The sequence below is a fragment of the Flavobacterium sp. FlaQc-57 genome (assembly GCF_044007395.1).
In the GTDB taxonomy this organism is placed as follows: domain Bacteria; phylum Bacteroidota; class Bacteroidia; order Flavobacteriales; family Flavobacteriaceae; genus Flavobacterium.
The window spans coordinates 707,202-719,980 of the sequence record NZ_JBIPDA010000002.1; the positions used below are offsets into that span (position 1 = coordinate 707,202).

Here is a 12,779-nt window from a genome sequence, read left to right on the forward strand (position 1 = left end):
TTTTTAAGTCTCAGTATTCAGTCTCAACTTCCTGAAAACTGCTACTGCGACTGAATACTAAGTTTTACGACTGAAAACTTTTCATTAACTTAGCTACTTACAAACTCAGTACTTTAAAAATGGCAATAGCAAAACCTTTCAACCTTACTAAATGGATCGACGAGAACCGTCACTTACTTAAACCACCAGTTGGAAACAAAAATCTTTATGTTGATTCTGGCGATTATATTGTAATGATTGTTGCGGGACCAAATGCTCGTAAAGATTATCATTATAATGAAACCGAAGAGTTATTTTATCAGCTTGAAGGCAGTATAAAAGTGATAATTCAAGAAGATGGCGAACGAAAAGAAATGGAGTTAAACGCCGGAGATATGTATCTTCATCCTGCAAAAATTCCACATTCTCCAGTTCGTTCTGCAGGTTCAATAGGATTGGTAATCGAACGCAAACGTGCAGGAAAAGGTTACAAGGACGGATTGCTTTGGCATTGCGATAATTGCAATCATAAATTGTACGAAGTATTTTTTGAACTTCATAATATCGAAAAAGACTTCCTGCCACATTTCGAACATTTTTACAATTCAGAGGAATTGAGAACTTGTGATAATTGCGGAACCGTAATGGAATCTGATCCTAGATTTGTGATGAAGAAATAGTTTAATTAGGAGCTATTTCCCGCTATACGTTTCAATCTTTTGTGCCGAACCCCGGCACAAAAGGATTTTCACTTCTATCAGGGCTAGGCAATCATTTTCATAAGAACAAAAACTATTTTTTTAATGCGAGATTTATGGATACATAAGAAAACCATTTTTGATGGTGAAAAATATGAAATAGATGGAATAAATATTTGGGATTTTAATTGGGAAAGGACAGATGAAAAAATAAAAATAAAAGATCCATTATATAGCCAAGATTTTATCTTTGAGGTATTCAAGATTCAGAAAGACAATTCTGATATTTTATTTGCTGCAGGAGAATTTTCTAATTGCGTTTGGGGAATTTATCAAAAAGAAAATATAGAGATCGAACAAGAAAATAGAGGTATTAAGAAATAGAAAATTTCAGATGTATGGAATAAACTTATTTCTAGTATTAAAACCTGTCGGGTTTCGCATTTGAAATCGTATAAATGCAGTTTAAAAAGCTACAACTCAAATCTCTTTCCCTGTTCAGGATAAATAATCTTCAAACTTAAATCATTTTGATTTTGTAATTGTTCTTTAAGTTTTAGAATGTTTTTTGTTGGTGGTTTTAAATGGGTAACAATAATATTGAAATCCTTTAAGGATCCTTTTCCTGCTAATTCTTCTAACGTATGAAGCTCTTTCATTAAATAATTCGGAGTTAAATGACCGAATAAAAATTGATCTGGCTGTTCATTTGGAAATGAAACTTCAATAAAGATTCCTTTTAATTGTTTGCTTTTAATAAGAGGAGCAACTGCAGTCCATAATTCATTTAATTTATTGCTTTTTTCTACCGTATCAGGGCCAGTATCTCCTAAATATAAAACATAAGAATCTCCATTTTTAATTAAAAACGCTGTGCTTTCAAACGGATTCACATGACTTAAAGGAAACGCTTTTACTGTCATTGTAGTATTGGTAATTGGAGTTTCTTGCGCGATATTTAAAGTTTGAAAATGATATTTATTTAATGGCTTTCCAGGCCCTTTATCACCAAAATTCGCCCAGGTTTGGTCATTGAAATAATGATTTTCCATCATTTCCATACATTTTTCAGTTGCATAAACTGTTTTTGAGGAATCAGCTGGCGAATTTATAATCAATCCCGAAACGTGATCTAAGTGCGCGTGCGAAATAAAATATCCTTTAATGTATTTTCGTAAAACTTCACTTGTCGAAACCTTAAAGACTTTATTCTCTATTGCTTTTTCTATTCCTGCATTTATTGTTCCGGCATCCATACAAATAAAATCATTTGTATTTGTTGGAGCTACCATATATGCCGAAAGATTTTTTTCGTCAATTCCGCCTTTTATCCCTAAAGGAACAACCTGAAAAGAAGCTTTTTGTACTTTTTGCGAAAAAGCATTAAAAGAAAGTAAAACGAAGCAAACTAAAAGACGATTGAAAAACGACATATTATATGATTTTGTAAATGCAAAGTTCCTGAATTGGCGTGAATAAATTGGTGTGTTTTTGAGAAATTCATATTAAATAACCCTAAATTTACTTTGTTTTTAATAACAAAAGACGATCTAAATTCAACTCGAAATAATATCTTTACATAAAAACACAACAATTTTAACTAAAAAAGTTACAATGACAACAATAGCATCGCAATTTGGAATGAATGAGGCTCTGGAAAAATTGGGCATCAAAACGATAAATGAAGGAACATCAACAGGTTTACAGAATTTTTCTTCTGGAGAAATTTTAGAAAGTTACTCACCAGTTGACGGAAAATTAATTGCTTCGGTTAAAATGTCAACGCCTCAGGATTATGAGAAAGTTATGCAAGCGGCAACAGAGGCTTTCAAAACATTTCGTTTAATTCCTGCGCCGCAACGTGGAGAAATCGTTCGTCAGTTTGGGCAAAAGTTGCGCGAAAATAAAGAAGCTCTTGGTAAACTGGTTTCTTATGAAATGGGGAAATCTTTGCAAGAAGGTTACGGTGAAGTTCAGGAAATGATCGATATCTGTGATTTTGCGGTTGGTTTATCTCGTCAATTGCATGGATTGACAATGCATTCTGAAAGACCTGGGCACCGTATGTATGAGCAATATCATTCATTGGGAGTTGTTGGAATCATTTCTGCATTTAACTTTCCGGTCGCTGTTTGGTCTTGGAACACAGCTTTAGCCTGGATCTCTGGAGACGTTTGCGTTTGGAAACCATCTGAAAAAACACCCCTATGCGGAATTGCATGTCAAAATATTATTGCACAAGTTATTAAAGAAAATAATTTACCCGAAGGTATTTCATGTCTAATTAATGGCGATTATAAAATAGGCGAATTAATGACAGCTGATACTCGAATTCCCTTAGTTTCAGCTACAGGTTCAACTCGAATGGGAAAAATTGTAGCTCAAACTGTTGCAGGACGTTTAGGGAAATCATTGTTAGAGTTAGGTGGAAATAATGCTATTATTGTGACTCCGGATGCTGATATTAAAATGACGGTTATTGGTGCTGTTTTTGGCGCTGTCGGAACTGCTGGACAGCGCTGTACATCAACTCGTCGTTTAATTATTCACGAAAGTATTTACGATAAAGTAAAAGATGCTTTGGTTGCGGCATACAAGCAATTGAGAATTGGAAATCCGCTTGACGAAAATAATCACGTTGGACCATTAATCGATACACATGCTGTAGAAATGTATGCAGTTGCTTTGAATAAAGTTGTTGCTGAAGGTGGAAAAATTTTGGTTGAAGGCGGAGTGCTTTCTGGAGATGGTTATGAGAGTGGCTGTTATGTTAAACCTGCAATTGCTGAAGCTCAAAATTCATTCGCCATTGTGCAGCATGAAACATTTGCTCCGGTTTTGTATCTAGTTAAATATTCGGGCGAAGTAGATAATGCAATCGAAATTCAAAATGGAGTAGGTCAAGGATTGTCATCAGCTATTATGACAAATAATTTACGCGAAGCCGAAAGATTTTTATCTGTAGTTGGTTCTGATTGCGGAATCGCAAATGTAAACATTGGAACTTCGGGTGCAGAAATTGGTGGTGCTTTTGGTGGAGAAAAAGAAACAGGTGGCGGAAGAGAATCTGGTTCTGATGCTTGGAAAATTTATATGCGCCGACAAACCAATACAATCAATTATACAACAAGTTTGCCTTTGGCACAAGGAATTAAGTTTGATTTATAGTTTTAAGGATTTAGGATAAAAAATAAAGGGCTTCCATTTTTAGAAGCCCTTTATTTTTGTTTTGGATTGTTATTTTTTTATTATTTTTTTTGTTACTGAACCTTGGTCAGTTGTTATTTTAACTAGATAATTACCAGTTGTTAGATTGGTTAAATCAATAGACTCAGTATCTTTTATTGCTGTTTTTACTAAAGAACCTAGCATATTATAGACTTCTATTTTTTGAATATTCTCAGCAGAGACAAACAATTGATTTGAAACTGGATTTGGGTAGATTGCTAAACTTCTTGCTGCAAATTTTGTATCTAAACCTAGATTACCACTGTAAACAGTTTTCATATAGAATAAATTTGCAGTATCTTTTTTTGCAATAGTATGATTGCCTGCGCCCAGAGTAACGGTAATAATTCCCGCAGTGGCAGTATAGTTTGTGCCGTCAATTTTTGCCGTACCGGCTGCTTCTGCAAATACAAGAGTTAGTGTGCTTGATTGAGTTGTTGTGTATGTCACAGTAGTAGCGGTTTCCATTTTTAGACATTGTGTTAATGTTAGATCATTATAAGTGACAGTCCCTTTGTTTGTGGCAAGATTTCCTGTAATGGTGTAAAAAGTATTGTCTTTTCCTGAGGCAGTAAAGTTGTGTATTTGATCACCAGGAGGAGTTGTTACAGCACCTTCAAGCGTTACGGTTCCTGTTGCAGTTGCAGGTGTTCCTGTGGCGCCACTTGTAGCAATCGAATAGGATACATTTGCGGTTGGGGTTCCTGAAATTGTAATTGTTTTGCTTGGTATATTTTTTGTAAAAATTATTCCGTTTGCTGGTAATCCTGTTACTGTTGCATCTGTTGCATCGCCACCCCATGTAAAAATCATAGGCTCTATTGCTGTATTAGTACTCACTGTCTGATTGTTGTCAGTGTCTGTAGAAAGTGTTTGACTGCTTACAACAACAGCAGTTTCGCCTTGCACAGCTACTAATGTAGAGGTGTAGTTAGTAAGTGCATTTTTTAGTGCTGTAATGACAAGTGCAGATGCATCGTCTACAGCGTTGTTAAATGTCCATTTTAAATCACCACCAGAAATACGACCGGCATATTGAATTACTTTAGCTTTAGCAGCTGCAGGTTGTTCAACGACTAAATTTTTCACATATAAAGATGCATTAGTATCGAAATTGTTGTAAGTGCTGGCTCCTGAAAATGATTTTACTGTTGCTGGGACCTGATCTCCACGATTTGTTACAACATATGCATCAAAATCTGTAGTTGAGTTAATTTTTCCCGATACATTGTATAATGGATTTGTATCGCCGTAAGCCACAAAACGCATGTTGTTTGTCGCGATATCAGCATCAAAAGTGTTGTTGAAGGCTTTAATAGATCCGCCGGCTTCACCTGAAAAAGTACCTAAAGTACCAGGATTGTTTTTCTGATTGGCCTCATCCCAAACATCTGTGCCTTGCAAAGAGATCATCATGGGATGTTTACTATTACGATAATAATTACTTTCTACAAATAATGATGATCCTAGAGTGGCTCCTGATCCATATTTTGAATTTCCATCAAAATAGTTGTTGTAAATATGAGCTGAATAAAAACGTACACGTGGATGACGAGAATCTGAGTGGTCAAACCAGTTATGGTGATAAGTTATGTATAAGCCTGTTGTAGTGTCCTCGCTCAATCCTAACAGACTTGATTTTCCGCTATCCCAAAAATGGTTATAGGAGAATGTTATATAAGTAGAACCTTTATTATCCATAGCTCCATCTCCTTTTATTTGATCTGCATCTGAACCTGCATTTCCGTAGAATAAATCGCAATTGTGAACCCAAACGTGATCATTTTTATCTTGTAAGCCTACATTGTCTCCCGCTGTACTATTGCAGTTCATAAATCCAAGATTGTTCACTTCAATATTAGATGCCGATTTAAGACGTATTCCCATACCATTTACAACGGCATCGTTACCAACACCTTCTATTGTTAGATAACTATTTGCATTATTGGCATTTTCAATTGTGATGTCGCCGCCCTCCATTACTGTCATGTCGGTAATATTCCCAATCAAGCGAATGATAAAAGGACGGGTGTCTTTTCCCTTTTTTATACCGTATAGAATGTTTTGTAAGCCAACACATGGATTTGCACTGGCTCCGGTGATATTCATCGAAATAGTGTTTTTCGTGTTTTGTGTGATATAGAGTATTACAGCTCCAGATTTTGGAGTTCCATCTGCATTATATGCCCCGGGTAAACGGCCTCCATCAAAAGCAAAACCAGTACGATCTTGAGCTAATACAGCTAGGTTTGAAGTTGTAGTTGCTGCGCCTTCTACTGATGCGGTAACGGGTTTGACAGTAATAGTATAGTTTCCGGCAGCAAGACCAGGAATATCAGCACGAAAATAGGAGCCATAGCTGCGTATAAGTTCATTGTCAATTTTTTTATTGGTTTGGCCTCCTCCAGTGTAGTAAACATTGTAGCTATTGGCTCCTACAAGAGGTGTCCATTTTACAAAAGCAGATTCAAGCCATCCTGAGGATTCGGTTATGGTCACTTGTTGGGCCGATAGGTGCACGGAGGCCAACAGTAAAATCAGATAAAGTAGTTTTGTTTTCATAAGTGGTGTTTTAAGGTTGTTTAGTTTGTGGTTTTTTGTGATCTCAATTTTAGTAGTGGTTATTTTAAAATTGTAATCGATTACACAAAAATATGCTTATTTTTTGAATTATTATTATTTTTGATATAAAAAATGTATCATGTAAAAAAAATAATAAATAATTAAGGAATATGTAATAAATTGCATAAAATGTAATTTATTACATATTCCTAGAATTAAGACTTAGCAGATTTTTTGATGGTTTTTATTTGTTTTTTTGTAAAATAAAACGACAATATATTTTAGTTTTATTACAGATGGAATTCGCTTTGTATTAAGAAAAGCATTGTTAATTACTAGTATAAAGTATACTGAAACTAATTTTTTTAGCTAAAAAAGTTATAGGAGATGCTCTTTTCGATATTAAATAATCGATTGGGAAGAAATTTTTGTAGAGTAATCAGGTTAATAGGAAAGCCCTTAAAATAGAGAATTAGTTTTTTATAAAAGAGTTTTACTTTGTTCCCGCTTAAAAAAATGTCAAAAAAAAAGCCTTTTTGAATTTCAAAAAGGCTTTCTGTATCTGTGTGCAAAAAATTATTTATTGTTTGCTAATTTTGATAATAATCTTATAAATTCAATGTACAGCCAAACTAATGTGATCATTAATCCCATTGCACCATACCATTCCATAAATTTTGGCATTCTTTCCTGAACACCTTTTTCAATTTGGTCGAAATCTAAAAATAAATTTAATGCAGCAATAATGATTACAAAAACGCTAATTCCTATACTCATCATTCCATTTCCATAATGTACCGGAGTAAAATTAAAAATTAATGATGCTAACCAAGAAAACAAATAGTAAGTAGCGACTGCTAAAGTAGCTGCAATAACTATAGATTTGAATTGCTCGGTAACTTTTACAATTTTAAATTTATATAAACCTAAACAAACTAAAAAAGTAACCAAAGTTGCACCAACCGCATTGATAACGATTCCGGGATACATAGCTTCAAAAATCGCAGAAATTCCTCCAATAAATAATCCTTCAAATAATGCATAACCTGGTGCTAAGTAAGGAGAGTATTGTGGTTTGAAAGCTGAAATTATAACTAAGATAAGCCCAACAATTGCACCACCCATTGCAGGTAAGATTGCATTCATTCCGTTAAATGCCATCCACCATGTTACCATTGCAGATCCACATAAAATTAAAAACAAAATTGCTGTTTTATTAATTGTACCCGACAATGTCATTTCTTGATTGTAATCAATAATTTGTGCGTGATGTACTTCTTCTGCTTTTGAAACAGCATTTGATGAAAAACGCTTGTTGCTTAAAAACGGATTTTTCGAATTAAAGTTCATAATGTAATAGGTTTTAAAACTCATCAAATATAATCGATATTTTGTTATATGTCTGTATTGCTAGGGAATTTTTAACAATTAAGACTAAATAGATTTAATGGTTTATTCTTACAAATAAAAAAGCCGTCAATTACTATTGACGGCTCAAAATTATATAGGATTTAAACTTTTAATTTAAAAGATCTAATACTAAAGAAGGGAACAAACCTAAAATAATATTTAATGAAATTGAAACAATAGCTACTGCATAAATAAGGAATGGTTTACCTGTACGCTCTTGATTTGGCTCTTTAGAATACATTGCTAAAATTAGTTTGAAATAATATCCAACACTTATGATAGAGTTAATTACAGCAACAATTACTAAAGCAATATATCCGGCCTGAATTGTTTGGTTGAATAAGAATAGCTTAGCAAAAAATCCTGAAAAAATTGGAATACCGGCCATAGATAATAATGAACCTGTAAGGATAGCAGCCAATAATGGATTTGTTTTTCCTAAACCGTGAAAGTTAGTAACATCTTCGTTATCCTGATTTTTACATACATATAAAATGACACTAAAAGCTGCGATTCCAGCCAATGCATATGCCGCTGTGTAATATAATAAAACGCCGGCTGAAGTTGCTACAGTTAGAAGAGTCATCAACATAAAACCTGCATGTGAGATTCCTGAGAATGCCAGCATACGTTTAACATTTACCTGACGCAATGCCATTATGTTTCCAACAGTCATAGAAGCTATTGAAATAATTACTACGATATTTTCAAAAGTTCCTAATAGATCTTGATTGTCTAGAGACGGAACTAAATTCAATGCATAAACTAATTTATAAAGCGTTGCAATTGCTACTACTTTAGCTAAAGTACTCATTAATGCAGTTGTAAGTGCAGGTGAACCTTCGTAAACATCCGGAGCCCAGAAATGAAAAGGAACTGCCGCGACTTTAAACAACATACCGATGATCATCAAAATCATTCCAATTGGAAACCAAACTGGTAATTCGGCAGATAAAGAAACTTCGTGAATTTCAGCTACGTCAAAAGTTCCCATTGCTCCGTAAATCAAACAAATTCCGAACAAGATAATTCCAGATGCGAAAGATCCCATCAAGAAGTATTTCATACCAGCCTCATTACTTTTTAAATTCAAACGATCACTTGCTGCAAGAACATATAATGCAATTGATAAAATTTCAATTCCTAAGAAAAACATTGCTAAGTTTCCAAAAGAAACCATTGCAACTCCCCCAGCTAATAAAAAAACTTTTATAGCGACAAAATCTGAAATTTTTGTTGGATGATTTTCGTAAAAATTATGACTTAATGCTACTAAGAAAATAGTTAGAATAATAAATAATGATGAAAACGTAGTAGAGAATTTACTCACCGTGATCATATTATTATAGTAACTTGCTGTTGATCCAAATTCGTAATAGTTAAGTGCCAAAACACCCAATAAACCAATGATGGTAATTGGAACAATGGCCTTTCTTAAATTAAGAATTTCAAACAATAGGCAAAAAACACCCAATCCTGTTATAGCTATTAATGTATTCATTTTTGTTTTTTTGATTTAGGAAATCTAAAACTAATGACGCCCTAATTTATTTTTATTTAAAATATTAATTTTTATTGATAACGTTTAGAATTGTTTCTAAACTTGGTGTAATCAAATCTGTAATTGGTTTTGGATAAAATCCGAAGAAAATTAAAACTGCAATAATTACTGCAAATGAAATTCCTTCATTAATAGTGACATCCGCAAAAGTTTTAGAATTTGTTTCTCCTAACATTACATTTTGAAACATTTTAAGCATATAATAAGCTCCTAAAATAATAGTTGTTCCACCTAAAACAGCAAACCAGATATTGATTTGAGAAAGGCTATATAAAACTGTAAACTCTCCTACGAAATTAAAAGTACCAGGTAAAGCTACAGAAGCCAATAGCAAAATCAAAAACATAGAAGTGAATTTTGGCGATTGTGTACGAATACCACCTAATTGAGAAATTTCTCTAGTTTCAAATCTTCTAAAAATAACTTCAGCAGCAAAGAACAATCCTACTACAACAAAACCGTGAGCGATCATTTGTAAAACAGCTCCACGTAAACCATCAATAGTTAACGTGTAAGTTCCTGCGGCAATTAATCCTACGTGTGCAAGAGATGAATAAGCCAATAATTTCTTTAAATCTTTTTGTCTTAAAGCTACGATTGATCCGTAAATTACACCAGCAATTCCTAAAGCAATAAAAATTGGCATGTATTCTTTTGCAGCCAGCGGTGCAATTGGCAATTGCCAACGAATAACACTATATAATCCCATCTTTAACATAATACCTGATAAAAGCATTGTTCCAACAGTTGGTGCTTTTTGGTACACATTTGCTTGCCATGTATGGAAAGGAATAATTGGAATTTTAATTGCATAAGCCAAGAAGAAAGCTAAGAAAATCCAAAGCTGCTCAGTTGCAGATAGGTTTAATTTGTATAAATCTTCGATTAAGAAACTGCCATTTGCTTTTTGAGATAAATAGATCAAAGCAACTAACATGAACAATGAACCTGCAAGAGTGTATATAAAGAATTTAACTACCGCTTTTCTGCGTTCTTCAGCATCACCATTACCCCAAATAAGTGCAATGAAGTAAATAGGAATAAGAGCCAATTCCCAAAAAATATAATATAATAGACCATCTGCTGCAAGGAAGGTTCCTGTCATAGCAAAAGCCATAAATAAAATTAAAGCATAAAATCCTTTAGCATTTTTATATTCATTTCCAAAAGAAGAGAATATAATAATTGGCGTCAAAGCTACAGTTAACAATAACATTGCCATACCTAAACCATCAGCATTCAGAGCAAATGAAATTTTAGGTTGTGTAATCCAAGCGTTGATTAAACTGATGTTTTCACCTGCATAAAAATGATTTAATAAAACAATTGAACAACCTAAAGCCGCCAAACTAAAGAACAAAGCTACTTTAGATGCTAGTTTGTCACCAACAAAATAAGTGGCAAATGCACCAATTAGAAGAATAATTAATATAAGAGAAACGTTCATAGTTGTAAAATTATTTAGCTAAAAATATATAGGAAACAATGGCACAAAGCCCCAAAACAAAAACAAAAAGATATAATCCGATACTTCCGTTTTGTAGTTTTTTACCTTGAAAAGCTATTTCATTGGTTACTTTTCCTAATCCAAAAACAAGAGCAGATAAACCTGTCTCAATATAGTCTCTGAAAAATCTTGATAATCCGTTAATAGAGCGAACAAATACAGCGTCGTAAGCTTCGTCTACATAATATTTGTTGTATAAAACTTTTGTCAAACCAGTAATGTTTTCATCTGATTCAGGAACATTATCTTGTTTGAAGTATTTAATGTAAGCAATTAAAATACCAATGATTCCGCCTAAGACTGCAACTCCCATTAAAGTATATTCGGTCGTACCTAAATGATGTTCTTCTCCAGCTACTTTTGTAAAAAGTGGCGCTAAATATTCATTTAACCAACTATTTCCAGGTAAACTAATTAATCCTCCAAAAGTTGCCAAGATTGCCAGAACAATTAAAGGAAAAGTAATTAATCCATCACTTTCATGTAAATGGTGCTTTTGCTCTTCAGTTCCTCTAAAATCTTTAAAGAAAGTTAAGAACATTAGTCTAAACATATAGAAAGCTGTCATGATTGAAGCAATAGATCCAATAACATAAAGCGGAATATTGTGGTGGAAAGCTGTCATCAAAATTTCATCTTTTGAGAAGAAACCTGAGAATAACGGAACTCCGGAAATGGCTAATGATGAAATTAACATGGTCCAGAAAGTGATTGGCATTGCTTTACGCAAACCACCCATTTTACGCATATCTTGTTCTCCGTGCAATCCGTGAATAACAGATCCTGAGCCTAAGAATAAACAAGCCTTGAAGAAAGCATGAGTGATTACGTGAAAAACAGCTACTTCATAAGCACCAAATCCTAATGCTAAAAACATTAAACCTAATTGCGAAACGGTAGAGTAGGCCAATACTTTTTTAATATCCGTTTGAACTAAACCAATTGTAGCAGCAACTAATGAAGTTATAGCTCCAATAACAGCAATAACATTTTGAACGTCCGGTGCTAAATCAAATACAAAGTTTAATCTTGTTACCATAAAGATACCAGCCGTAACCATTGTTGCAGCGTGAATCAATGCCGAAACTGGAGTTGGTCCAGCCATCGCATCAGGTAACCAAGTATATAATGGAATTTGTGCAGATTTACCACAAGCTCCAATAAATAAACATAATGCTGCTAATGAAAGCAACGGAATATTTAAGTTAGTAGCTCCGGCAATTGCAGTTTTTAAAGTTGCATAATCTAAAGTAGAGAACATTGAGCCAATAATGAACATTCCGATTAATAAACCTAAATCTCCAATTCTGTTCATAATGAAAGCCTTTTTCGCAGCATCATTATAATCCTGGTTTTTATGCCAAAATCCAATTAATAAGTACGAACAAAGTCCAACACCTTCCCAACCAATAAATAAAACTAATAAGTTACTTCCAATTACAAGAGTAATCATAAAGAAAACGAACAGATTCAAATAGGCAAAAAACTTATGCATATTCTCATCATCGTGCATATAACTAATAGAATATAAGTGAATCAATGATCCAATACCAGTTACGAAAAGCAACCAAAGTAAAGACAATTGATCTAATAAAAATCCAAGATTGATATGTAAATTACTAATTTGAATCCAGTCAAATAAAGTAATCTGAATGGCTTGTTTTGTTTGGCTAATTTGATTGAAAAAGAAAAGCGTAACAGCAAAAGAAACTACAACAGTAGCAGTCCCAATGAATCCTGAAACTGTTTTTCCTAAGCTTTTTCCAAAGAAAACATTGATTAAAAATCCTAAAAAAGGAGCTAATACTAAAACTAAAGCTAAATTGGTATCCAT

The 12,779-nt window shown here is 33.6% G+C and carries 9 protein-coding genes; 3 read left to right on the forward strand and 6 right to left on the reverse strand.

Features of this window, described 5'->3' with window-relative positions; genetic code table 11:
- Positions 1–119 precede the first annotated feature (119 nt).
- Entirely contained in the window at positions 120–659 is a 540-nt protein-coding gene (locus ACHRVZ_RS09045) for a 3-hydroxyanthranilate 3,4-dioxygenase (protein ID WP_395422003.1), read from the forward strand.
- 123 nt (positions 660–782) lie between these two features.
- Positions 783–1,061 (forward strand): hypothetical protein, encoded by a 279-nt coding sequence (locus ACHRVZ_RS09050; RefSeq protein ID WP_395422004.1) that lies wholly within the window; start codon positions 783–785, stop codon positions 1,059–1,061.
- A gap of 89 nt (positions 1,062–1,150) precedes the next feature.
- Here ACHRVZ_RS09050 and ACHRVZ_RS09055 read toward each other — a convergent pair whose 3' ends face one another.
- Positions 1,151–2,110, reverse strand: coding sequence for an MBL fold metallo-hydrolase (locus ACHRVZ_RS09055; protein ID WP_395422005.1), 960 nt, complete (start codon positions 2,108–2,110; stop codon positions 1,151–1,153).
- A gap of 181 nt (positions 2,111–2,291) precedes the next feature.
- Between ACHRVZ_RS09055 and ACHRVZ_RS09060 the strand changes: the two genes are divergently transcribed.
- The gene (locus ACHRVZ_RS09060; protein WP_395422006.1) at positions 2,292–3,845 is read left to right on the forward strand and encodes an aldehyde dehydrogenase family protein; all 1,554 of its coding nucleotides are present in this window, start codon (positions 2,292–2,294) and stop codon (positions 3,843–3,845) included.
- 69 nt (positions 3,846–3,914) lie between these two features.
- Here ACHRVZ_RS09060 and ACHRVZ_RS09065 read toward each other — a convergent pair whose 3' ends face one another.
- The 5 genes from ACHRVZ_RS09065 to nuoL all read right to left on the reverse strand — a co-directional run bounded on the left by ACHRVZ_RS09065 (position 3,915) and on the right by nuoL (position 12,779).
- The gene (locus ACHRVZ_RS09065; RefSeq protein WP_395422007.1) at positions 3,915–6,467 is read right to left on the reverse strand and encodes a T9SS type A sorting domain-containing protein; all 2,553 of its coding nucleotides are present in this window, start codon (positions 6,465–6,467) and stop codon (positions 3,915–3,917) included.
- Between the two features lie 576 nt (positions 6,468–7,043).
- Positions 7,044–7,817, reverse strand: a complete 774-nt coding sequence (locus ACHRVZ_RS09070; RefSeq protein WP_395422008.1) for a Bax inhibitor-1/YccA family protein — start codon at positions 7,815–7,817, stop codon at positions 7,044–7,046.
- A 169-nt stretch (positions 7,818–7,986) separates the two neighbouring features.
- Positions 7,987–9,378, reverse strand: coding sequence for an NADH-quinone oxidoreductase subunit N (locus ACHRVZ_RS09075; protein ID WP_395422009.1), 1,392 nt, complete (start codon positions 9,376–9,378; stop codon positions 7,987–7,989).
- Between the two features lie 64 nt (positions 9,379–9,442).
- A complete protein-coding gene (locus ACHRVZ_RS09080; RefSeq protein WP_395422010.1) occupies positions 9,443–10,885 on the reverse strand; it encodes a NuoM family protein in 1,443 nt (480 codons plus the stop codon).
- A gap of 10 nt (positions 10,886–10,895) precedes the next feature.
- The gene (gene nuoL, locus ACHRVZ_RS09085) at positions 10,896–12,779 is read right to left on the reverse strand and encodes an NADH-quinone oxidoreductase subunit L (protein WP_395422011.1); all 1,884 of its coding nucleotides are present in this window, start codon (positions 12,777–12,779) and stop codon (positions 10,896–10,898) included.

Excerpts from the sequence above, each read along its gene's own strand:
- ACHRVZ_RS09045 (WP_395422003.1), top strand. The coding sequence starts at position 120 with ATGGCAATAGCAAAACCTTTCAACCTTACTAAATGGATCGACGAGAAC.
- ACHRVZ_RS09050 (WP_395422004.1), top strand. The coding sequence starts at position 783 with ATGCGAGATTTATGGATACATAAGAAAACCATTTTTGATGGTGAAAAA.
- ACHRVZ_RS09055 (WP_395422005.1), bottom strand. The coding sequence starts at position 2,110 with ATGTCGTTTTTCAATCGTCTTTTAGTTTGCTTCGTTTTACTTTCTTTT.
- ACHRVZ_RS09060 (WP_395422006.1), top strand. The coding sequence starts at position 2,292 with ATGACAACAATAGCATCGCAATTTGGAATGAATGAGGCTCTGGAAAAA.
- ACHRVZ_RS09065 (WP_395422007.1), bottom strand. The coding sequence starts at position 6,467 with ATGAAAACAAAACTACTTTATCTGATTTTACTGTTGGCCTCCGTGCAC.
- ACHRVZ_RS09070 (WP_395422008.1), bottom strand. The coding sequence starts at position 7,817 with ATGAACTTTAATTCGAAAAATCCGTTTTTAAGCAACAAGCGTTTTTCA.
- ACHRVZ_RS09075 (WP_395422009.1), bottom strand. The coding sequence starts at position 9,378 with ATGAATACATTAATAGCTATAACAGGATTGGGTGTTTTTTGCCTATTG.
- ACHRVZ_RS09080 (WP_395422010.1), bottom strand. The coding sequence starts at position 10,885 with ATGAACGTTTCTCTTATATTAATTATTCTTCTAATTGGTGCATTTGCC.
- nuoL (WP_395422011.1), bottom strand. The coding sequence starts at position 12,779 with ATGGATACCAATTTAGCTTTAGTTTTAGTATTAGCTCCTTTTTTAGGA.